18 protein-coding genes are annotated in these 23,323 nt (G+C 41.2%); 7 read left to right on the forward strand and 11 right to left on the reverse strand.

The genetic code is table 11. The annotated features are described in order from the left end of the window. Nucleotides 1-273 (reverse strand): dihydrodipicolinate synthase family protein (locus tag QW087_07430; GenBank protein MEM2944552.1); only part of this gene is annotated, 273 nt, incomplete at its 3' end. A 320-nt stretch (nt 274-593) separates the two neighbouring features. After that, nucleotides 594-4,238 (reverse strand): hypothetical protein, encoded by a 3,645-nt coding sequence (locus QW087_07435; GenBank protein MEM2944553.1) that lies wholly within the window; start codon nt 4,236-4,238, stop codon nt 594-596. Nucleotides 4,239-6,353: 2,115 nt separating this feature from the next. Between QW087_07435 and QW087_07440 the strand changes: the two genes are divergently transcribed. Beyond that, nucleotides 6,354-9,203 carry a DNRLRE domain-containing protein gene (locus QW087_07440; GenBank protein MEM2944554.1) on the forward strand — a complete coding sequence of 950 codons (2,850 nt, stop codon included), beginning with the start codon at nt 6,354-6,356 and terminating at the stop codon, nt 9,201-9,203. Then, the gene (locus QW087_07445; GenBank protein MEM2944555.1) at nt 9,200-10,807 is read left to right on the forward strand and encodes a hypothetical protein; all 1,608 of its coding nucleotides are present in this window, start codon (nt 9,200-9,202) and stop codon (nt 10,805-10,807) included. The genes QW087_07440 and QW087_07445 overlap by 4 nt, the downstream gene beginning before the upstream one ends. 886 nt (nt 10,808-11,693) lie before the next feature. On the opposite strand, the gene QW087_07450 is transcribed toward QW087_07445, so the two are convergent. The 3 genes from QW087_07450 to QW087_07460 all read right to left on the reverse strand — a co-directional run bounded on the left by QW087_07450 (nt 11,694) and on the right by QW087_07460 (nt 13,846). Further along, nucleotides 11,694-12,362 carry a diphthine--ammonia ligase gene (locus tag QW087_07450; protein MEM2944556.1) on the reverse strand — a complete coding sequence of 223 codons (669 nt, stop codon included), beginning with the start codon at nt 12,360-12,362 and terminating at the stop codon, nt 11,694-11,696. A 241-nt stretch (nt 12,363-12,603) separates the two neighbouring features. After that, the gene (locus QW087_07455) at nt 12,604-12,879 is read right to left on the reverse strand and encodes a hypothetical protein (protein MEM2944557.1); all 276 of its coding nucleotides are present in this window, start codon (nt 12,877-12,879) and stop codon (nt 12,604-12,606) included. Between the two features lie 640 nt (nt 12,880-13,519). After that, nucleotides 13,520-13,846, reverse strand: coding sequence for a hypothetical protein (locus QW087_07460; GenBank protein ID MEM2944558.1), 327 nt, complete (start codon nt 13,844-13,846; stop codon nt 13,520-13,522). A gap of 137 nt (nt 13,847-13,983) precedes the next feature. On the opposite strand from QW087_07460, the gene QW087_07465 reads away from it, so the two are divergent. Together QW087_07465 and QW087_07470 are read left to right on the forward strand one after the other, a co-directional pair. Further along, nucleotides 13,984-14,532, forward strand: coding sequence for a (Fe-S)-binding protein (locus QW087_07465; protein ID MEM2944559.1), 549 nt, complete (start codon nt 13,984-13,986; stop codon nt 14,530-14,532). Continuing rightward, on the forward strand, nt 14,529-14,837 hold the full coding sequence (locus QW087_07470; GenBank protein MEM2944560.1) for a hypothetical protein: 309 nt from the start codon (nt 14,529-14,531) through the stop codon (nt 14,835-14,837). Before QW087_07465 ends, QW087_07470 begins: the two co-directional genes overlap by 4 nt. Before the next feature lie 174 nt (nt 14,838-15,011). On the opposite strand, the gene QW087_07475 is transcribed toward QW087_07470, so the two are convergent. Together QW087_07475 and QW087_07480 are read right to left on the reverse strand one after the other, a co-directional pair. Beyond that, nucleotides 15,012-15,947 carry a DUF169 domain-containing protein gene (locus QW087_07475; protein ID MEM2944561.1) on the reverse strand — a complete coding sequence of 312 codons (936 nt, stop codon included), beginning with the start codon at nt 15,945-15,947 and terminating at the stop codon, nt 15,012-15,014. Then, the gene (locus QW087_07480) at nt 15,928-16,335 is read right to left on the reverse strand and encodes a putative zinc-binding protein (GenBank protein ID MEM2944562.1); all 408 of its coding nucleotides are present in this window, start codon (nt 16,333-16,335) and stop codon (nt 15,928-15,930) included. Before QW087_07480 ends, QW087_07475 begins: the two co-directional genes overlap by 20 nt. Nucleotides 16,336-16,995: 660 nt before the next feature. Here QW087_07480 and QW087_07485 point away from each other — a divergent pair. Continuing rightward, a complete protein-coding gene (locus tag QW087_07485; GenBank protein ID MEM2944563.1) occupies nt 16,996-18,186 on the forward strand; it encodes a cysteine desulfurase family protein in 1,191 nt (396 codons plus the stop codon). Nucleotides 18,187-18,847: 661 nt separating this feature from the next. On the opposite strand, the gene QW087_07490 is transcribed toward QW087_07485, so the two are convergent. Genes QW087_07490 through QW087_07505 form a run of 4 tightly spaced genes read right to left on the reverse strand, consistent with a single transcriptional unit; the run spans nt 18,848 to nt 20,856 of the window. Further along, a complete protein-coding gene (locus tag QW087_07490; GenBank protein MEM2944564.1) occupies nt 18,848-19,267 on the reverse strand; it encodes a putative zinc-binding protein in 420 nt (139 codons plus the stop codon). 13 nt (nt 19,268-19,280) lie between these two features. Further along, complete coding sequence (locus QW087_07495; GenBank protein MEM2944565.1) at nt 19,281-19,520, reverse strand: thioredoxin family protein; 240 nt, start codon at nt 19,518-19,520, stop codon at nt 19,281-19,283. Between the two features lie 4 nt (nt 19,521-19,524). Continuing rightward, nucleotides 19,525-19,785 carry a hypothetical protein gene (locus tag QW087_07500; protein ID MEM2944566.1) on the reverse strand — a complete coding sequence of 87 codons (261 nt, stop codon included), beginning with the start codon at nt 19,783-19,785 and terminating at the stop codon, nt 19,525-19,527. A gap of 3 nt (nt 19,786-19,788) precedes the next feature. Next, complete coding sequence (locus tag QW087_07505) at nt 19,789-20,856, reverse strand: permease (protein ID MEM2944567.1); 1,068 nt, start codon at nt 20,854-20,856, stop codon at nt 19,789-19,791. Nucleotides 20,857-21,294: 438 nt separating this feature from the next. On the opposite strand from QW087_07505, the gene arsB reads away from it, so the two are divergent. Both arsB and QW087_07515 read left to right on the forward strand, forming a co-directional pair. Further along, on the forward strand, nt 21,295-22,383 hold the full coding sequence (gene arsB, locus QW087_07510) for an ACR3 family arsenite efflux transporter (GenBank protein MEM2944568.1): 1,089 nt from the start codon (nt 21,295-21,297) through the stop codon (nt 22,381-22,383). Nucleotides 22,384-22,694: 311 nt separating this feature from the next. Beyond that, on the forward strand, nt 22,695-23,141 hold the full coding sequence (locus QW087_07515) for an Lrp/AsnC family transcriptional regulator (GenBank protein MEM2944569.1): 447 nt from the start codon (nt 22,695-22,697) through the stop codon (nt 23,139-23,141). The last annotated feature ends 182 nt before the right edge of the window (nt 23,142-23,323 follow it).

A 23,323-nucleotide genomic window follows, 5' to 3' on the forward strand; every position in this document is an offset into this window, starting at 1 on the left:
AATGGTTTCCTTGACACTACAGGCTGTGGTACATGCAATAACTGGTATCTTTCCTCGCACTGCATCGATGACCGTTTCAAGGACGAGCTTTCTTTCATATGGCAATAGATGAGGAAATTCTCCATTGCCACCTGTAGTCATGATTCCATGTACACCACTTTCGATATAGAACCTCGCGAGTCTTTCCAGACCCTCTGTGTCCACTTCATCATTTACCGTGAAGGGTGTAACTATTGCAACGACTATGCCTTTGAGATCGGCCGATGTAAGCATAAAGTGCCCTCTTGCTGTTGGCAAATAGCTTCAATTATAATTATTATTACGATGACCAAATCGGCGTATTTGAAAATTTTGGGGTTTAGAATTCTGCAAAAATTCGCGAGCTGGGATGAGAACAATAAAGATTGGCGAAGTTTTTTCAATCATGAAAATTCCAAAAGCTACGATTGAAAGATTAAGAAATTCGATGTGACACGCGCTAGTTAATTTATGCCGTTCAAGAGAATTCCTGAGTAAGGCACTCTAGCTGAGGTATCCTAATAAAGCGCGAGGATGCCATTAGCGACAATCCGATTTGATTTTCACAAGGGGTCCTATTTCTTGTTTTGTTTTCCTCTTTTCTGTATGATAATAAATACAATGGCGACTGTGGCGATAATGATGATAACGCCAGTGATCAGTGGTATATGATCTGTATCTTCTGCTCCTCCTTCAATAATAATTTCGGCATTCATCAGATTGGTCCAATTATTGGGATAGATGATCAGCGTTTCATAAGGTCCGATCTTGATTCCAGATTTCCTGCAAGAGGGTAATGCATCTAAGGTTCCATTTATTTCATCCCAAATTAGGTGACATAATACGTTTGTCTGGAATTCCACATCAAACACAAAGCTATGAGGTCCGTTGTTGCGAAAGACAAGGCAGTTGTAATCCGCCGTAACATTAATTACAGCTTCTGAATCACTAAAAATTGTTGCATTGAGAATCTTATAAACTCGTTCTTCGTGCTGGAAACGCTTTACCTGTGTTGCTGAATATTTCTTAAAATTATCTGAGGTCTCATACTTTATTATTCCCATGAAGGGGTTATTGTTTTCGTGCACGAGTTGAATGACGTCACTGCTTCCCTCTTCAACTTGAGCGTTCTCAATAGCATAAGCTGCACGAGCGTCGGAAAACATAGTCCAGTTATACGTACCTCCTCCTTTTCCAATGACATGTGTTGTGTAGTTTCCCAGCGGAAGGTAGTATGAATTGTATTGCGATCCAACCAAATCTTCATAGAGAACAAACGGAGTTGCGTTCTCAATCTCTACAACCCAGGTTCCGTCGTCCCTCACCGAAACCTCATTGCCATCCTCATCGGTAACATATCCTGAGGCGCTTCCATAAATCAAATTGAATACGCCATCAAGTGTCGTGGGAAGAGTTCTGTCTCCAAGAACTATGCTTGAAGGAAGAAACACCATACCCATTGGTCCACCCCACCATCCTTCTTCTGGTCCAATATAATAAGACCATTCCCAATAAAGGCCACTTCTATCGACCTCTATATATGGTGGATGATTCATTCGCTCATCGGAACTGTTGAGCTGATTTCTTGCATTCCTTAACGTGGACCATTCCGGTTTATTGATATCATACACGTAAATTCGCGTATGAGTTGAATCAACATCAACAACTTCATAAGGCACAACCGCGTGACCAGATGCACCTTCCGATAACAATATTATACCGAGATCTCCTGAATCAACGGCTACATTGATCGAGTAAAGTACTAGACCCAACCCAGAAAAACCGTATATCGATGGAGCAAGGTTATCAAGATGCTGTGAAATGATATAATGAAGAGATTCAGCTGAAACTTGAACGCCGTGCATGTAATCTATTCGCTCGCGAAGCGCGCCGGAAAGGACGAAATCATCGATGTTGTAAACCCCAGGTTGCATTTCGCTTGTCTCGATGAGATCATGGTACAATTCAAGACTCACTGCGCTAAAGCCGACACATTCACCGTGCCTCGCCAAATAACAATATGCTGCTCCATAATACAAAGCAGCAAATGGATCGGGGCATATCGGTTCCTCAACAAGATATCCCCAGCAATCCCAACCGTCCCAGGGTGTCCAGTAAGGAAGACCCAAACATATCCACAGATTGATATATACATCGTTACCAAATGTTCTACGGTAATCGCCATTCTCCCAAACAAGCCATGGGTATGATAGAAAGTATTTGTTTGTATTACTCATATTAAATCCATAATCAAGACAATACCAAGGCTTCGGATAAACATCGAACTCCTTTTCTGAGACGGCGGTACCCGCTCTCGTCGTGACCGTGATTCGCGAAGGAATTGTTGGGATTCCCGTAACTAATGTGAAGTTGAATTTATGGTCTGGGTCTGGGTTCAATGAGGTTGGCGCGGTCGGCACGGTGGCAGTTAGAACACCTCCGATTCGGACGGCACCCCCCATGAGATTTGATCCCGAAATCGATACCTGCATTCCTTCCCAAGCTCCGCTCGGCGAGAAGCTAGTGATTGAAGGAGCCAATGGAGCGACCCTAACACTTGTGCACTTGATGTTACCTGAATAATGATCCACAAGTATCTCCTTACCGTCGCTCACCGTCAGTCTAAATATCAGGATTACCTCGTAATCCAACACGTTTGGCGTAAATGTTGGTGAGTATGCAGTAGGATCAGAAAGTACTACACGAAAAGGTGTGGTGTCAATCTGCTCCCATAAATATTCTAGAGCATCCCCGTCGGGATCGTTACTATGCGATCCATCAAGGACAACCATATCTCCTTCGTTGACGGCTATCGAATCTGGAGCTACAGCCTCAGGTGGTCTATTCCAAACGGTTGTCGTAAATATATAGAAAGGATTTGCACTCTGAGAGAATTCAATTGACGTGTCAATAAGAATCATTTCAATTTTAATCTTTGCTTCAAAAGTGTCTACCGATGGACTCGTCCATAAATAACTCCTGGCACCAGGGGTGAGGTCATCAATTTTATTCCATGTGCTTCCGTTATCAATGGATAGTAAAATGCGGAATTTGCATATTCCTCCGTAATAGCAGGTAGCAGTCCAAAGTACTTCATGAGTCTCACCACCTCTATACACAATCGCACCCGGTACGTAAGGATTGGGACTTATTAACCCCACAGAGGGCACATCCGAGTTTGCTACGATTCGAAAATCATCGTCACTTGTATCGTTCGCCAGGTGGGTAAATTCCATATAAAGAGCGATGACCTTGATTTTCACATGATCATACGAAGTCACACCTGATGGTAACATTGGAACATTCCATTCGTAGACAAAATCATTCTCTGTTGAGGCTACAAGTATATGCCAAGTAGAGCCTCCATTTGTAGAGAATTCGATGGAAATCGCAGTTAATACACCTATGGAATCTTCGGATGTAGCCCAGCGAATGTCGTAAATCTCACCCGCAATTAATGCTTCACCGCCGTTCGGCGAGATCAACTGAATCCAGGGCGATCTTATTTCGAATTCGCTGCTCTCAGCATAGGCAAGCAGCACTCCTCCGGGCTCAGTCCAAGCATTAATTTTCAACTGACCGAAGGCATGCTCAAAATATCGAGGAGTGAACCAGCAACCACCCTGTGATGGATCGATGTTGCTGTACGCTATGCCTACTTCTGTCCAATCGCCCCATATTGATCCTTGCCGATAGCGGGCCATTAAACTCAATGATTCCACTTTGCCAATACCATCGTAGAGATACCAGTGAATAGAATAGTACTGTGCGCTGCTCATCACGGATGGCAATTCCGCGAATTCTAGCCACACGCCTGGCAAGATTGTGAAAAAGTCATCACTGATGTCCTCACCCAGCACGGTTGATGATGGATCAGACGACCGCAATTCAACTCTAACAAGCAACTTTGAGGAATTGATATTGTTGGGAATTTCCCAGGCAAAGAGCTGGCTTCCCCCCGTGTTTGCCTTCTCACCTATATAGTTCGGAAAGCTCAACCCCCCGTCCGTTGAGTAATAAATTCCCACCACACCCCCTGTTGATGCTGTTGAAAAAATGACCTTGCGAGTCTCTCCTCCCATCCAATTCTCGCCACCATTTGGTGAGGCCAGCGTGATGGGAGGTTCAAGTGCAGCATCCGAAGATGATAACGGTATATTAATAGAAACAAGAAACACAACCAGACTTATTAGAATGGAATAACATTTGGCGCATGACATACCCCCAATATCCCCCCTAATCTAGATGACATTCAGAGCTGCCCAGATCTTTCTTATTGGGCATAGCCATCCAATAAACAGATGCGATCCAAAAAAGGAAAACATCCGCTTATTGCGGAAAATATAATTTCGAACATTATAAATAATTTTTCTTATGATTGGGATTCTAATCAGGTTCTAAAAAAATCTTAAGCACTCTAATTCCGTAAGTTCATAACTTTCAACGGAGGCTCAAGAGCAATCAATTAAAAGGTGCTTCCTAGAGGATACATGATCAATCGAAAACTTTGATTTGAAATTGATGTCTCATATTTCATAACAAATCGGCAGGCAGGCTATTGGGCAACCTCTCAAAGAATGTCGGACCTGTACTGAGTTTCCCGATCGCAATCGTACTGCTGCTGATAAAAAAGAACCCCGACTGTTACGACGAGGAACAGTGTGATGAATGCAATTTGTATGCTGTATATAAGTGCAATCGATTCCAGCACAATCTGGCGTGAACTAGCGGGACAATAAGTAGCATAATTATTACGGGAATCGATGCAATGGTTGGCATGACTACAACCGAAAGCGCAGGACTCGTCGACATGCCCGTACTCCTCATTGATGCAACTGTTTCGGTAGCAAATCAATCAATGTCCCTTCCATCGAATTCATAATGAAACTCGTATTTGGCGATGAAAAAGATCTCATTCCTACTCACGAGGGGAGGAAGCCAGCTAAGATATGGTTTCAAATGATGGTGAGATAAAAGGCATGCGAAATACCAATTGCGTTGATATACATGCCGCCCTTAGTGAGCACCCTTTCCAATCATCTTTAATGCCATCCGCTGATCAATAGAAGTGGACGTTATGATTGGTGTTATATTGAAAAGGCTACAAGCTTCCAATTGTAGAAGCCTTTGAGTACTTTTTAAAGATAGAATGGCATAATGAGATTAGACGGAAAGTACGGGATGCAATTTAATAAGACCCAAAAGGGCCTCTTATGGAAGATCGATGAAGGATCAAGCATCATTTTCTTCCTTTTCTTAATTTGGTAAAGATGAAGAGAAATAGAATGGGCAATGAAGATGAACAACATGACTTCATAAAGGTTATTATGTCGCAACTCGCCAAGGGGCAGGACGATTGAAAGGCCCACGAAACATTTTGAAATTGTGTCATTCTAAAGGAATAAAAATGTTCTAGGTATTTTTCAAAACGACTTTTCTTTAAATCCGAAGCTGGAAAGAGTATGACCGAAAATCCGATATTCACTTTTGTTAAAAATGGATTCCAACAAAATAAATAAGTAAGTGGCGCATCCCAATATGAGCCCAATCGTTTCTTAGATGCATAGTGTCATAGCATTGATGCCCAACGCCCTTTAACACTCGCTACGAGGGGAATATTTCCATCTAGATTGTGGTCGTAGCTGCCGAGACAATACACAACCAGTTCTCTAAGGTATCCCAAATATAGCCAGTTGCCATCAACTGGTGGCAATGTTTCAAAAGAATGATGCCGTAACAAGATCGCTCATTTAGATACGAAATCCAATGCTTTCCTGCCTGTGAATCAATTTATTGCTTATGATAAAAAGCAACTAGAAGTGCAAAGAACAATACACGAGATCCGGACGGATCATCGTAAATATCATTCCAAGATCTTTTGCAATACTGGATGCGAAACGCTGTAAGTAGAGCCGTTAATGGGCACCACCATAGTGCCTATCAATGCTATAGCGATTACTATCCATCAGCATGAATCGTGACCTTTTCCGCCAGGACCGTTCTTTATTAATGATCCGAGTTTATAAAGGGTAGAGCATTCTAGATGGTAAATGCCAAAGTGAGGCGGAGTCTTACGGATTCATTAGCCCGTTATATTCAATTTAGATGGTAAAAAATGAATCAGACTAAACGTGATTTGTCTTTAATCTCCCTTATGAATTGCTATTTCAAACTTCCTATTCATTTACACTAATTTAGTAATATAAAACGCGCCTTTCATCGAAATATTAAAATACGTTATACGAAAAATGTATTCTTGAGGGGGGGTATTAACTATTAGTTGCATGCCCATTTTAACCTCAAAATTTCATCATTTTTCGAAAATGTGGACTTTTTTGATTTGCGATGCCATTATCATAAGCCTTTTTTGTTCCGGTATTGTTCTGAAACCTGCAAGTGGTGTTTCATATAGCGAAATAAAAATCTGGGCAGAATGGGACGACACTTATATTTTCGAGCTCCAAAAGGGTCAACATTACGAAATGGAAGATTATCTGAAAGTAGGGAATTACACCGAGTTTGAGTTTCCAGGCAGGTACTGCTCTCTTATTCATTTTGATATCAGTGTATTACCAGCTGATTCCGAAATTCTATTTGCAAGTCTAAATCTATACAAACTTGATGGAATCGATGATGTAAAATTGTATTTGATTTCAGAATTCTGGGAGGGTGCGACGACAACATGGCAAAATCAACCTGACCTATATCTATCTGAACCATATACCCCACTGATTTGGGATATTGGTCATCTTACCGGGGCAATCGGCAAAAACATAACTTCATGGGTTAGGGCCTGGTTTAATGAACAGGCTTCGATGAATGGTATTTACATCGAACCTTATCCATACAATATTGTGAGAGAAAGTGGCACTAGATTCTATAGTTATCAGGGAGCTTCCGTTACTGACGGCAATTATACACCGTATATTTACGTAAGATATAGATCCTCATCTCCTATACAGCAGCCTCCGCCTCCTCAACCTCCTCCTTGGAGAGATGATGTGACTCCCCCGCAGGTGTCGATTGAGGTGATTCCATCCGAGGATATCAGACCCACAGATACAGTCTCAGTAACAGTTTCTGCAATTGACGACATATGTCTGTACAGAGTTCAGTTGTTCATCCAAGGGGTAATGGAGGAAGAAATGCTGGTACCATATGAGGAGACCAATATCACCAACTTAGGAATTACATACGAGTCTGAGTTTTCGTATGGAGAAGTTTATTTAATGGCCGTTGCGATGGATAAAAGGACAAATACGCAGGCGACACAAAAGAACATATATATAGGCAGTCGAACACCACCGACCCTGCAGTTGTATGTTAATCTGGAGAGAGTATTTCCCAATGATGATTCTCAAATAGAGATTACAGTCATAGCGGACGATCCGGAGGGAATAGTATCAATCACTGTAGGCGCTGGTGCAGGTTATTATTCACCAGAACTTTATCCAGAATATGGTGAAATTCTTGAATTCACGGATCCTTTTCCTACTCACGTTGCTCAGAAAATAATCGTAAGGAATTTGAATATCCCCTGGCCATCTGGAACACCGCTACCCGATGCAGTTAACACAAAGCTTATAAGATGCATGGCTTCCACAGTCGATGTGGAGCACTTGTCCAGCGATGTCGTAACTGAGGAAATTCAAGTGATCAGGCCTTACCAATGGGACTACGGTATCCCCTACCACAATCCTGGAAATGAGCGGCTTGGATGGGAAAGAATGGTTGATGTTTTTGGCAGGGGAGAATTGAGGGGGCCCGGTGATCAAGATTGGTGGTGGACGATTCTTGCGCAACTCTGGAAGAAGGTCTTCGAACTCATGTGTGAACCTGGCGAGTGCTTTGGCATGTCTTCACTCAGCATATGGCATTATGATCATCGGGTTCCAATACCAGACAATCTGACAGCACACACTGGTGATCAGCACTGGCCATATCGACCTGGTTACATCGACAACGAATATCAAAATTTGAGCAATTATGCGAGGAGATTTATTCAGGCACATCAGGGATCTCAAATTTCTCAGGAACTTCTAAGTCTTTATGCAGCTCAAATAAAAAAACAACTTCAGTCAGGAAACTTGCGTAGCTTCGTCAACAATGAACTGAGACAACTCGTTCGAGATGTTAAATACGGAACACCAGGGATACTATGCGTGGCAGAATATCGAGGGTTAGATGAGGGGATTATGGAATGCATAGGGGCTCATGCGGTTGTGCCCTGGTATGTAGAAGAGCATCCAGGCTGGTGGAAAATATACGTCTATGACTCCAATAGGCCGTATGCCTCGGTCATTTTGGCAACAGATTACTATAATTATTCAAATTATCCTTATATTATCCTTGACGAAAATGGATTTTCATGGATCCACGAAGGTGGAGAGCTTTGGAATGATTTTATCTGGTATGTGCCATACTCCGTGACAAATCTTACGGATTATGATCTCATCGATGGTTGGCTTGTTGCGGGCACGATTTTGACAAGTATCTTTGTCGGAGCGGTGGCAATCACTTTGACACATTTGTTACCAATACCCTTACCTATTCCAATGCAGGCTAATCCATATGGCGGGATTCAAGGAATGATTCTGCCCTCAGATAGGGTTATTGACCTAGTTGTTAATGATACAGGTCAGGCTGAATACACGTTTATAATGAATGCGGGTCGTTCTGTATATGGCATTTCCAACAAATCAATAGGACATGACAGAGGAGACAATATCAGAATCGATGTTGGCAGCAATCAGTACGGTTTGGGACTTAGGCTTAAGAGCGGGGTTCAGGACGAGGATTTTTCAATGGGTATTGGTCATCGTCTCGATCTTGTAGAAAGAGAATACATTCTTGAGAATATATCTATGCAAATGGAGGGGGATATTGAGATACTGGCCACGGAAAATTGCATGGGACTGTGTATCAGAAACTATGGAAATTCAGAGATATCTTGTAAGGTTATTCTCCGTAGCAGCGAATCAGAAACGGTTGGTGAGGAGGAATTGACGATTGCTCCCGGCGAGGAGATCATTGTCACAGGCGATTGGACATCGCTTGGCGATGGACTTTCCATTACGAGAGGAAAAATTACAACGGGAGAATTCCCCACCGTTTTAATCTTCATTGGGGCGGTCATTGCTGTAACGGCAGTAGCTCTATTAATCTTCATAAGGAGGCGCAAATGACGAGATCTAGCTTGTTTTCGGTCATTAGTATATTCGCTGTCACTGCAATCCTGTTTGTGACAATCTTTCCTGCCATGTCTGGAGTTTCCGAAGCATTAATAATCGATATGCCAAATGTGATCTTTCAGGACGACTTTGAAGATAACAAATTGGACAGCTGGGAAGTAGGAGATAACAATCCATTGTCTGGTTACGATTTTTGGGGCACTTCGCAGTATCGCGCATACAATGGAGATACGAGCGTTTGGTGTGCACAGAATGGGACTTATGGAATTTTATATTTGCCAAACTCCGTTCTTCATAAATACGATCAGAATATGAGTGCCTTTATGAGGTTGTATGTCGGCGATTTGCGTGGCTATGAATCAGTAAACTTAATATTTTACTACTGGGCACAAACGGGAACAATAAATCTCAACGATTTTTTTGAAGTAACATGCTGGACGGGGACAACGTGGATTAGGGTTTTTATGCAACCACAACCCATATCTTCTGGCTGGGAACAGGCAAACATTGAAATTCCTGTTCAGACCCAGTATATACAATTTAACTTCATCAGTGATAGCATAGTGGGATTGGGGCCGTATGAAGGCGTGTACATCGATCAAGTCGTCTTGTTAGGCATCGATAAGAATCCGCCTAGTTCTTGCGTTGGAGAGCTTCAACCTTTCTATCGTTCGAATATTATACCAGTATTCATCTATGCGAATGATATTGGCGGTTCTGGGGTTAAATACTGTAAACTCTACTACAGATTCAATGAGTCATCCTCATATACGCTGTATGTTACTGAAGAAACTCCCTCTGGCCTCTGGGAAACAAACGTTATTTTTTTCGATACCAACCTAGCGTGTGGAGAGGGCGTCTACGATTTCTATAGTGTAGCAATTGATTTTTGTTTGCAGGAAGAGGCGGCACCTGAAGAACCTGATGCCAGAACTGTTGTTGATCATTCAAAACCATTGGTACTTGCAGAAATAGCAGAAGAAAAGAATGAGTACGGATGGTATCGATCGGAGGTAACCATCGATCTTGCGGTAATCGATGAAATAAGTGTTGGCGGCACAATTTTCTATCGACTGGATTCGGAGGAGTGGTCAGAATATGAATCAAATATCACAATAACCTCAAGCGGTGAGCACGAGCTCCTTTATTTCGGTACTGATCGAGCGGGCAATCTAGGTATGACGAAGCGCGAGATTATTAAAATCGATTCTGAGGCACCAGCATTCATAGAGACCTCCTGTTCCGTTGACAAGGAAGAAAGAGCAGTTTCGTTAAACTGGTCTTCCGTCGATTCGATCAGTGGCGTGCATCATTTTGAATTAATAATTGACGATGATAGTTTGTATTATAATTCCACCACAGCATCAGCTTTTGTAGACTGGCTAGGGACAGGTCATCACGAGTTGACGATCCGGGCCGTAGATTATGCGGGAAATCAAGTAGAGAAATACTACGAATTTACTTTTCCAGAAAAAGGAGAGCAGTTAGTTTTCGCGGGACTTTCAGCTACTGTTTGGGCAATAATAATAATCGCTTTGATAGCATTAACAGTCATCGGTTTCACAATGACAATGAAGTGGCGGAAACGAAATAAATAACATGGATTAATGAGCTTATAGGAACCCAGGCGGATCCCATTTGACATGGAAACTATCCCTAAGAAAATGATAATATTAGACTTGACGAACTACACATGAAATGATCGCATCAACCTTTGAATTAATGATACTTGCTTAACGATGTTTCAATTAGATCACGAAAGAGTTAGCCTGAATCTCTTGCTCAATTCAGCGAGTCACTGCGAGAAAAATAAACCAAACGACTCACGATTATCTAGATCCGATTCAATGCACAAAACACTTTTTTCCTCGAGTCACTCAAAAATCGCACTGTAAAGCTTTCTTCTAAAACTCTATGCCTGCCACCTTTTAAACATAACAGTTACAGATTCATCCTCCGTTTCTTTTGTAATCACAAGGTTTTCGATCCGGCCCACAAAATAACCGGGTATTTTACCATCGTAATTAGAAAAAAAGACTGCCGGTTTGTTTTCAACAATCTTGCTCATCAACCAATCAAGATTCTGAAATCAGCTCTCACGCGCAGCCATTCGATCCACAACGCTCACCTTCAGAAAGCCCTCTTTTGGGATCTGCAATTGTTACAGCGTCGTGAGAAGATCCTCTCCTCATTATGATCCTCTTTAATCACCTCTCCGTCTTACAAAATAGGCGCCCACTCGTCGCATCATTGCAGGTTGTCCAGTAGATTATTGTGACTGACATGCTTCCATAGCATATACATATTCGAATTCGATTGGCTCACAAGGATCAATTATTTGTATTGAATTGACGGAGCGTTCGACTCTGAACAATGCTGATTTGTATCACGTGATCCATAGATTTGGTTTTAATGGAAATTCCATTTTTGACATTGATGAATCCAGATGAATGTTCCAAATGAGAATGAGATCTGGAACATTTGTCAATCAGAAGAAGAAACATCAATGAGCCAATATCCATTAATCCAGACCTTGTCGCCAAGCATAAACCGAACAGGTTGTCGAAAAATAGGTCCATCGAAGACAAATGTATGGTACTCGCCCATTTCTCCGCAGTAGGTTAGATCCTTTCCAAAATGATCAGCCCTCAACCTATCAAGCAGGTCAATCCATTTCTCATCGACATTTATGCCGAGACATTCTTCACCAAAGAATTTGGAATTCGCAGAGACGATTAAGGCCTTGAATCCCGATCGAATAAAATCTATCAACAACTGTTTTTGATCAATATTCCATAAAGGGAAATGAGCTTGCAATCCTACATCTGCGCAAACCCTCTCGCACCACCGCCTATTTTGCTCAATATCGATATCACCGAAAATAATACCTCTTATACCCATTGACTTAAGTTCTTTGAGAGAGTGCTTGAACTGGACTTCGTAATCATCGCCATCGACTTCCACTTGTTTCAAGTCAAATCCGATGCATTCGGATTGCATCCGGATAAGTGATGCTCTTAATCCATGGAAGGCCACCCTGCCACTTTCCTTCCTATATGTGTTAAGGAGATATTTTACATCAAATCCAAGCTGTAAACATTTCCAGAGCGCATAACAGCTGTCCTTTCCACCGCTCCATGAGCATGCAAACACGAATGTGAAATGGAAGAAACCATAATCATAATTTCGTTACGAGAGAGGCGATAAATGAGATTAGCACGGAAAATAGTAAATTTAGCTGCTAGCCTTTGTGCGAAATGAATCTTATCTCCAGATTTTAGAAATTGCATCTCTGGCATATTTGTTTTTTTTAATAATATTAAGAAAAATCTCGTTTTCTTTGTGTGATGCGGAATCGCTCAAGGAAATTTCGAAAGTAAGCTCCATGCGATCTTCACTCTGACGATGCTTCCAAACCATGACAATTATATACCATGGCCAAAGCCCGCATATCCACGTTATCAATGGATTCGATTAATGACATCAATTCAAAAAGATCGAAAGCTTCTACCACACCTACGCTTCCGATATCTTTCGTATGTGCAACCTTGTACCTGATATCGAGAACCGAAAGTCTAGATGCAAAAATTCTGATAATTGGTGTGGATATCCTCGTTTCTATTACTGGACATGTCGAAAGTTGAGGACAACAATCAATGTGCAGTATCATAACGAGGATATAACTGAGCAGTATGATTCATGGCGCTCTTCCACGGACGAATGTACATCTGCTGGGAGATTAGCAAATAAATTACTGAAAAAGTGACTATAAGACTAGGCATTTAATTTCTTCTATTTCGTAAAATTCGCAGTAAATTTTGCGAGAAAATAGCCGCTTATCATTGTACCATCAGATCGGGAAATTAGCTGCCGTCATCACTTTAAATAAGACATCAAAACATCATTGGACAATAAATAAACTCCAGTTGAAAAACTTCTGCAAAATTCGCCGATGTGATTAGTGAACGTAACTTTTTCGAGCGAGTACGCGGACTCGCGGTTTCCATCAACAACGTGAATTAATGCCTTTGTTCTCATTGCATTGATTACCTTTTTTTAGGTGAAGCGCTACAAGCTCAAAAAATGAGGGGGTGCAATATTTTATTGAGTACACCTCTGACGAAGTCGCCAATGCAAAATTTGAGATTCAAAACTGAAATAACTAATGGCAAAACCCAAATTCTCCACACAAATCCAGTGCAGAAAATGTTTTGTTTATTGATTGCTCGACATGTTTGCAATACTCGGATTCATTAATGTGTAGTGGAATCTCTTTAGGCGACGCGGATAATGCTATGGGATTTTTTGCGTTATTCCAAATAATCTATTGATATTTTTCCTTTTGAGAGTGCCAAATTTTTTGAGAGCATTCCAGCCTCCAGCCATGCCGCATTTATAACCCCAGCTGGACACAGACAAGTCGAGCTCATTTTTGCCTTCTTAAAGCATTCCCATATTCGACTATTTGGTTTGTCTGCTATGTCTGTCAAAGTTAATCTGCCGAGCATTTCAATAAACTCTCTGACATTATTGCAGTCAGTTTCCACTTCAATTTCAAAATCTCCGTCATCATTTTGTTTGACTGAGATAACAGTTGACTTACCGCAGACGCTCATGTTGACACGCACCTTAGACACCATCTTTTCACCACGAATTTCCGTCAGGTATTTTCAAAAAAATTGAAATATCCTACCATTACTTAATTCTATTGTAACTGCCAAAATAGTAACGCCGTTTCGGCAAATTATGCTGTAATGGCCGGTGATGATGTTATATGACGATTCAAAATTGGATGCTCGAAGAGAGGCTTCCCTGCATTGCTGACGGTAGAAAGATAAGAGTCAGATATCGACTTGAAGGAAATATATGCGTACTTTTGCCATACCTCGCGAGTGATAAACCAAATTCTAGTTTTGATGAGGATGCTGGTGTGCTTTCCTACAAATATGGACAAAGAGTAATTTCAATTGATAGGTATGGCCGTGTCGGAATCACTCAATTGACTGACCTAGAAGAGGCCGAATCAGTCATTAAGGAGATAGCCGCTTGGATTAATGATGTTGAGAGAAGGAAGGATAAGATCGATCCACTGGGTTACAAGAAAAGGAAACGAGTGACAGTAGTTGATATTCTTAGATTGATGCCAAGGACAAATTGTGGAAAATGCAGGTACCCAACATGTTTAGCTTTCGTCGTTGACCTTTTAGAAGATAAGGTGCGACTTGAATCGTGCGAGGTCCTCAAAGATCGTAAATACATTGATGCCAGAAAAAGCGTTGCGAAGTTGCTCCTTGATGCCGGCTTGGATGGTGAGTCTAAATGACTACTAGTAAATTCGTTTTAAGAAAGCTCTGCTCTGGGATTGAAGAATATGAAGCGACGCCACATGAACCCATGAAAATAGATTTGGCGGCCCTCGAATCGCGTATAAAAGAAAGAGGGATTGGAGAGACTTCACTCTCACCGGTTTTCTTGCTTCTGCTTATGGAGAAAAATGGAGCAGTCTGTCACATATACTCAAATGGGAAAATCCTCATCAAAGCAAACTTGAGAGAAGAAGCATTAGAGGCTTGCGAATTAATCTACAATGTTGCTGAAGGCTACATGAACTGTCAAATAGATACCTGATGCCAAGTTCTAGCTATAAGAAAAGCCAGGATTGCACTTGCCCACTCACCCAATAGATCGCTGTGCACGAGGCGATTGAAACGGCGATGAGTTTGACGAAATATCTCAAGCATCCAATTAACACCTTGAGGTACGTTACCAATTCAGTATTATCCTCTTGGGCTGAGCTTTTATCTACGATCTATCAATTTGATATTCTTTTAGTTTCCCCATAGCTTTTCTTAATCCAATCAGACCATTGACAACGGATTGCACACGCACCCAGGGAATGCCAACATACATTTCGTTATCTCTCAGTTTCCCTGCGTATCTACATCCATAACATCCAAGCGAAAAATTGACATTTCCCGTTTTTATAGGTATTGTTGTTGAGTCACCACAGCATGCTTGCATACCGGCAAAGTTTGCGACAATTCGGGGACCACCACTATCGTAAATAAGCGCGTTGGCAATCCACATGGCCTGTTTCGGGAGGCACGTTAAGATAACAACATCCGGTGGTCTATCATAGCTCTGTAATGGCCCCACCAATGTTCCAACAGCGCTACCAATATCTAACTTCGGAACTTCTGCCATAATCCTCGCAGCAGCTTCTACAGATGCTGCGAGACCATGCATATAGGGTACCTTTCCGGATTTGACTTTCTCAGGAAGGTCAGATATGCCAAAGGCAGCTCGTGCTGCCACGCAAGCATGAGCATCAGCAGGAAGATAGAGAGAAGCCCCTAGGGATGCCATATGGACAGACACGCAATGACGCAAAGGCATTTCAGCCTTCTTAAAGTGTTGAGGTATTGAATCCGCTGGCTTTAGCAATTTTACACCAACGGGAGCTTTTCGCAGATCTAGCAATCCCACAAAACTCTTCGATATTGCAAAGAGTTCCTTGTTGTTAAATTCTTCAGAATTGGTCAGTTCCACAGCGGGTTTGGATGGGATGGTAATTGCATGCACAGGGCATTGATCTTCGCAGATGCCGCATAAGGAACATTGATCGGCATTCATTAGATGCGGCATATCCTCCCCTAATTCGATTGCATTATTGGGGCATATGTCGGCACATATTCCGCAGAGAGTACATTTGTCTGGATCAAACAATAATTTTGTCATACCATCGCCTTTCAATTTCCTCAATTACTCTTCTCTTTATTCTCTCAACTTCTTTCTTATTGAAATCCGGCGTCATGTTCTTTTTAATTCCGCAGTCTTTTGTTAGTTCGATCGATACATCAGGTGATCGTTCTCTTTTTTGCAATATTTCCGAAGCGCATTTCATCGAGCATCCATCTAAAACAACTACAAAATCAGCGCTCTTCAAATTTTCAAGTGCCGTTTTTCTTCTAAGACCGAGCGCAGGTAAGCAGAGGAGTTGATAATCATCCAGGTGCTCAAGAACAAGTTCTCTAACTGCATGATCAGACATCGTGCCCGTATTCGATGCACCACTGCAGCTTATGAGTAAAATCTTCTTATGGGCTTTTTTTAGAGTTTCTTGCATGGTATTTCAAAATGTTTTGGAGGTATTTAAAAGTATTTAAAATTATTTTGAAATGACCTTATCAATCTTCATCAAAAAAACAACGAGGGCGACCATAGCAGCATGAGAAATTACAAGAATATTTAGATCGGATCCTGATTTTTGATTCAATCTTCAAACTAGGCATTCGAATCGCTAGTTTCGTTTCGAAAAATTCGGTTTCACACTACAAGAAAGATGGAAGCCGGTATCAAGACATGAGATTATATGCAACGAGTGAATGAAACTGCACATGCTTTACTGTAAATTAAATCTCTATTTCCAATACGTGTTTTGATATATTTGGAATTACGAGACAAATCGTACGTGAAATCAATGCTCAGAAAATGATCGGTTTTTAATCATTGCAGATTGATCACAATGCTGAAGAATGGAGTGAGTAGTCACAGATGAATATTGAAGAACGATTTCTGGGTGCTTATGATTCACCAATTCCATCTAATTAAATCAACAAAGCCATATATTTGAGATGTATTGAAGGAAAAATTCTTAATAGCTAATTCTTAGAACTTGTAGACACGTGTAAACCAATGAATGATGTTCGTTTCTACTAAAACTTATGTATTAATCGAAATCGACCTATTAGCGAAAACTTATACACTATCATCGTGGAAAAAAATGATGAATAAAGTCATTACAAAAGAGGGACTAACCATGATCAAAAGGGTTTACTTCGACAACAGTGCAACGACTAGAATGGATGATAGGGTACTAGAGGCAATGTTTCCATTTTTTTGCGAAAAGTTCGGAAACCCCTCAAGTTTGCATTCTTACGGTAGAGATGCGGATGATGCGATTGAGGAAGCTAGAGAGATCATCAGTGAGTCACTAGGAGCCACGTCGAGGGAGATAGTATTCACATCAAGTGGCACTGAATCGGACAATCTCGCAATAAAAGGGGTGGCTTTTGCTAATCGAAAACAAGGAAATCATATCATCACGAGTTCAATTGAACATCATGCCGTGCTACATACATGTCAGTACTTGGAATCGTGTGGGTTCAGAATAACATATCTTCCAGTTGGCAATAATGGGTTAGTCTGTGAAGAGCACCTGAAAGAAGCAATTGATCGTGAGACGATTCTTGTTTCAATAATGGCAGCTAATAATGAAATTGGCACTATTCAGAAAATTAGAGCTTTTGGAGAAATAGCGCACGACTATGGTGCGCTTTTTCATACAGATGCAGTTCAAGCTTTCCTGAAGATTCCATTAAACGTCCAAAGGGATGAATTTGACCTCCTTTCGATCTCTTCACACAAGATTCATGGTCCGAAGGGGGTAGGAGCGCTCATGGTCAAGAAGGGTGTGAAAATAGAGCCACTACTTCATGGAGGAGGCCATGAAAGGGGTTTGCGTTCATCCACTGAAAACGTAAGCGGCATTGTTGGGTTTGGTAAAGCCGTAGAAATAGGACTAGAAAGCATGAGCGCTGATGTAGAAAAAATGAAATCAATGAGAGAACGCATTATAGAAGGGGTTCTTTCTGAAGTCAGCGGCTCACATCTGAACGGTCACAGGTACAAGAGATTGTGCAATAATGTCAATCTGAGATTTGATTTCACTGAGGGTGAAGCACTAGTATTAGAACTGGATGCGAAAGGGATTGCGACCTCAACAGGATCAGCGTGTTCTACAAGAGATCCTCGCCCTTCACATGTACTCATCGCGTGCGGATTGAGACCTGAAGAAGCAAGATCTTCTCTTAGAGTAAGTCTAAGTAGGATGAATACCCACGACGAAGTTGATTACTTCCTTGAAGTCATGCCAGAAGTTGTTGAAAAAGTGCGTATGGTTTCACACGCAAAATAGCTTTTCTGAAAATATGAACAAATAAAAATATAGCTGCTTCGAAAAGCTTCTCTTGTAATTTTTAGAATAGAGAAATAGAATACTGCAATTAATTATTTATGGTACTGTGACTGTTGTTTCTCGATTGCCTGCGCCATACGGACATAAAACAATGAGGTCACACAAAAGAATGAATTAAACGAATGTTGTATAGGGGAGCACATGAACCTGTTTTCTTTGCATCATGGAAAAGCATGTAAAGATATGATTATCGCTTCTGAAAAGAAGAGTTCTCATGGCAATTCATATAGAAAAATCAAGATAAAAACAACTTCCCAGTGCTAGAATTTATAGGATAATTAGATTTTGAACGTCCATTTCCTCCATAGAAGACTTAATAAAGTCAAGGGCAAGTGATTGATAGATAAAAACCCCCTGTTTCAGAAATTCATTTCTCACGACTGTCAAGTAGCCACATGTGAGTGCGCAATGAGAATCCAAGGCAGGGAAAGGATCATTCGTTGGGCAATAGAACCAAAAAATTTCCGTTAAGGCTAAAAACGATCGCACTCGTACTATAAGAGTGATTTTTCTTATAGGAAGAATTCGATCTTAGACTTCCCGCTGCTTGCCCGCGATATTTCTAACACTATTATTTCTAGATTAGGATTAATATGTAGAATCACTCAGTGTTCCGGGATATTGAAATTGCTCTTGATGGCATTGGAAGCAGACTAATAACATGTTTTGAAACATGTTCAATATCCTTCTCTACAAAGGCGTTTAGATCGTATGATTTCTTTATCCCAAGATCCGTAATCACTACATGTTTCGTTGGCACTAACCCATGATGCTCAAAGGATTTCTTCCCACACGCTAATTGACACCCATCAACAACAATAGTGAATTCTGCATTTTCTGCGGATTTTACTATTCCACTCACGTGCCCTCCAATGCCAGCAATGCATGCCATTCGGGCCTTTCCCTCGGTCGCTAATCTTTTGGCCACCTCGTTCGCAATCTGTCCGACATTCGACCCGCCTGAACAAGGATAAATAAGGACTGCACCACCACAGAGACACGCACCCTTATCTTGAGACATTTATTACCCCCTTTCATAATGCTGACTTAATCATTGATTTGATTTCATCCAACGAAGGCACCCTACCGACAGCCCTTGCTTCGCCATTAATATAAAGTGCGGGGGTCATCATAATACCCCTTTCTGTAATTTCGTTCAAATCTTCCACCTTTACCACCTCCGCTACAACTCCCAGCTCTTCAACTGCTTGAAGAACCAATCTCTCTAACCTCTTGCATTTCATGCATCCCATTCCCAGTACCTCTATCTTCACAAAATCACCTCCTCTCCCTTTTCTTGAAATATTCCTTCAATAGCGCAGCTTCGTACTCCTTTTCAGCATCAGATGGCACATAGTTATAGATTCTCACTCGCTTCAGTAGTTCCTTTCTGAGAGCGTTTTCCTCTTCGATGCCTAACTTCACAACTTGATCTATGACTTCGTCGAGTTGGCTGATGCCTATCAAGCAACCGCCGATGTCAATCTTTCTCACATTTCTCGCAGATGATTCGGGACAACATGTTCTTTTCTCTGCCATACTTTATCCCACTATCATTCCATAGATGAAACCTGCAAGTGCAGACAAGATTACAACAGTAAACCAATATATCGTGGTTTTTTTCGCACCCATGATCCTATACAAAACTGCAATAGATGGAAGACTAGTTGTTGGACCGCTCAATAAGAGGCTCAATGCTGGACCAGCAGCCATGACACCGCTTGAATAGCCAAAAGTGGTCCCAATGATAGGCACTTCAAGAAGCGTTGGCATATAGAGAATTGCACCTATGAATGATGCTAATAGATTTGAAGATATGGAATTGTTGCCGAGATATGGCCTGAACATCTCTGGTGGTAGGAAATATGCAATTATACCAACAATAAAAGTCCCTGCGATAAGAATCGGAAAAATCTTCTTTGTCAAATCCCACGTTTCATAAGCCCAATTGGTGACTTCATCTCGTTCGAAGTAGTATATCAGAAGTGCGGCGATAACAACCGTCAGTAAATAAACTGTCGCGAGTTTTAACACCCAATCAATTTTGGATGCAGCAATGATCAAAATCAATATGAGAATGACAAAGAACATCGCGGACGCCCATCTTGGTCTAGAATTTGCCGAGGACGCCGGCAAAAATTCCTTCTTTTCTTGTATTAGAGAGACATCGTGACGCTTAAAAATTGTCGCCATTATTAACCCAACGATTATGGACAGGGCAACAGCACTTGCAGCCCTTGCAAACCCCAGATCATATCCGAGAACTTGGGCGGTGTAAACGATTGCAAGGATATTAATGCCAGGTCCAGCGAATAGAAATGTAATCGCCGGCCCTATGCCACTTCCTTTTCTATATATTCCTGCAAACAAGGGCAGAATGGTACAGCTACAAACCGCCAAAACAGCTCCGGAAACTGATGCTACTGAGTATGACTTGTATCTTTTTACGGTAGGACCAAAATATCTCAATATGGCATCTTTTTTTACAAATGCAGCAATTGCGCCAGCAATAAAAAATGCTGGAATAAGACAAGTAAGGGTGTGCTCGGAAAGATAGTTCATCACGTTGCTTAAACCAGCGATAAGCGCATCAACCAATGGATTCGCCATGATCTTACCATTTCAACTTTTTTTGAAAGTATCCACGTTGTTTATTAATGTTTCGCCGAATGACGTGCCTACGACCGAATCAATTGCAGAATCATCTGCGAGAACTTGATCTACATTTACTCTTTGAGTTACCAGACGGATTGTACTAATTACGAGCCAGTCGCGATTATCAATCCTTCAAGCGAATTTTGCAGTAAATAATGTAAGAAGCAGCATTCCGCCGTTCAAACTATTGCATTATTCAATCTGATCAAATTAAACAACAAGCGCATTTGGAACCCATTATGCTTTTTTGCATAACAATCGATCCCATCAATAATAAGATCGTCCTTTCTGCAAAGCATTTAAATAGTGTAAATGATTTTCAATTTTTTTGAAATTGAAAAAGAATTGATATAACCGTTCATTGAACGAATGAAGGAACTAGGTGGAAAAATTATGCCAGAACAGATTTCAAAGAAGCTTTCATTTCTGGACAGGTTCCTAACATTATGGATATTTTTAGCGATGTTCATTGGTGTAGCTTTGGGAGCAATATTTCCTGCTGTAGCCGATGTTCTCAATTCGATGAGTATAGGCACGACTTCAATTCCAATCGCAATTGGTCTGATCCTAATGATGTATCCACCACTTGCAAAAGTTAAGTACGAAGAATTATCAAAGTTGACCAAAATGCCAGAATCTAAATTAATGTTCGGAACCTCTATTGCACTGAATTACTTGGTCGGGCCTTTCTTGATGTTCACGCTTGCTTGGATATTCCTTCCAGATCTGCCTGAATACAGAATTGGATTAATTTTAACAGGTTTAGCTCGATGTATTGCCATGGTTCTTGTATGGAATCAGCTGGCTGAGGGGGATTCAGAGTACGCTGCAATACTTGTGGCCATCAATTCAATTTTCCAGATCATCATGTACTCTTTCTATGCTTACTTCATGATATTCGTGCTTTCGGAATTTATAGCACCAGGATCTGGAGTTGCAGTTAATATATCGATTTGGGAAGTTGCGCAGTCCGTTCTCATTTATTTAGGGATTCCTTTTCTTGCAGGGATCATTACACGTTATGCGCTGCTTCCGAGAAAAGGGGCCGAATGGTATGACAAGAAATTCATACCCAAGCTCGGTAAAGTTTCCCTGCTTGCGCTTCTTTTCACAATAGTGGTTATGTTCTCACTAAAGGGAGAATACATAATTCAGCTCCCGCTCGATGTAATGAGAATTGCAATTCCACTAATCCTCTACTTCACAATAATGTTCTTACTTTCGTTCCGACTGTCCATCAAACTCAAATTCGACTATCCACATGCAACTGCTCAGAGTTTCACTGCTGCCAGCAACAATTTTGAACTTGCAATTGCTGTTGCCATTGCAATCTTTGGAATTGGATCTGGCGTAGCCTTTGCTACTGTAATAGGTCCTCTTGTTGAGGTACCTGTACTAATAAGTCTAGTAAATGTTGCATTTTGGATAAGAAAGAGGTATTATGACTCAAATGGAAAAGTTAAGGTAACTTCCCCAGCATGAAATCTGAACATGGGATATATGCAAAAATAAATTGATGTTTGATGGATATAGCGACTGCATTATTAATGTGATAGCCTATGTTTCTTTGCGGATAAATAATTGAATTATAGCTCGAAATCTGGCAATACCGCCTGTGACGTATTCCCTCTATCGAAAAAGAATCCTATATAAGGTTACCATTCGAATAATCATATGTTAAGTACACGCTCGTTTAGCGGTTTTCTATTCGATAAGTCGACACTTTTGCGGCCGAACTAGAAAAACATAAATTTCTGCAGGCCGAATATCTGCACAGGAGGGAGGATCGTTAGGTGGTGGTCATTGACGAGATGAATCGCAAGATAATCAAGCTTCTTGCGACTGACGGAAAGATTACCTATAATGAAATTGCGTCGAGGATGCGCAGATCGCCATCAACGATCAGAGACAGGATAAAGAGACTTGAAGATAATTCGATTATATTGGGATATGCAGCTATAGTAAATTGCGAACAAATGGGAATGAATACCGATGCTGTAGTGTTCGCAAATGCAGGAAAGAATGTGACGAGTCAGGATCTTGCAAGACTAAAGAATGTTCCCGGCGTAACAGAAGTGCTGTTTGTAAGCGGTGAGAGGACTATCATGATTCGGTTGCATGCCCAGGATAATAAAACACTAAATGAGATATTAACCAAACACATCGCTCCGCTAGGTCTATTCGACATTGAAGTTCAGATCGTCCTGGAATCAGTTATGAGATTTCCAGGTATCTGGTAGGATTCGACTTGATGTTTTTTTTGTAAGAGTAAGCTTGGCTTGAATCGATCGATGATTCGTATAGGCGGAAAGACAATAGATCATTCGTTCATATTTGATGCCGTAGATCACCACCAATATGGTAGAGTGAAAAATGATAATATGGGAAAAGGAAAGATCTCTCGACAAAAAAGGGATATCCA

It is taken from the genome of Methanomassiliicoccales archaeon (assembly GCA_038850735.1).
GTDB lineage: Archaea > Thermoplasmatota > Thermoplasmata > Methanomassiliicoccales > JACIVX01 > JACIVX01.

What these genes read in the sequence shown, in the direction of transcription:
- QW087_07435 (MEM2944553.1), bottom strand. Translation starts at nt 4,238, where the DNA reads ATGTCATGCGCCAAATGTTATTCCATTCTAATAAGTCTGGTTGTGTTT.
- QW087_07445 (MEM2944555.1), top strand. Translation starts at nt 9,200, where the DNA reads ATGACGAGATCTAGCTTGTTTTCGGTCATTAGTATATTCGCTGTCACT.
- QW087_07455 (MEM2944557.1), bottom strand. Translation starts at nt 12,879, where the DNA reads ATGATACTGCACATTGATTGTTGTCCTCAACTTTCGACATGTCCAGTA.
- QW087_07465 (MEM2944559.1), top strand. Translation starts at nt 13,984, where the DNA reads ATGACGATTCAAAATTGGATGCTCGAAGAGAGGCTTCCCTGCATTGCT.
- QW087_07470 (MEM2944560.1), top strand. Translation starts at nt 14,529, where the DNA reads ATGACTACTAGTAAATTCGTTTTAAGAAAGCTCTGCTCTGGGATTGAA.
- QW087_07475 (MEM2944561.1), bottom strand. Translation starts at nt 15,947, where the DNA reads ATGACAAAATTATTGTTTGATCCAGACAAATGTACTCTCTGCGGAATA.
- QW087_07480 (MEM2944562.1), bottom strand. Translation starts at nt 16,335, where the DNA reads ATGCAAGAAACTCTAAAAAAAGCCCATAAGAAGATTTTACTCATAAGC.
- QW087_07485 (MEM2944563.1), top strand. Translation starts at nt 16,996, where the DNA reads ATGAATAAAGTCATTACAAAAGAGGGACTAACCATGATCAAAAGGGTT.
- QW087_07490 (MEM2944564.1), bottom strand. Translation starts at nt 19,267, where the DNA reads ATGTCTCAAGATAAGGGTGCGTGTCTCTGTGGTGGTGCAGTCCTTATT.
- QW087_07500 (MEM2944566.1), bottom strand. Translation starts at nt 19,785, where the DNA reads ATGGCAGAGAAAAGAACATGTTGTCCCGAATCATCTGCGAGAAATGTG.
- QW087_07505 (MEM2944567.1), bottom strand. Translation starts at nt 20,856, where the DNA reads ATGGCGAATCCATTGGTTGATGCGCTTATCGCTGGTTTAAGCAACGTG.
- arsB (MEM2944568.1), top strand. Translation starts at nt 21,295, where the DNA reads ATGCCAGAACAGATTTCAAAGAAGCTTTCATTTCTGGACAGGTTCCTA.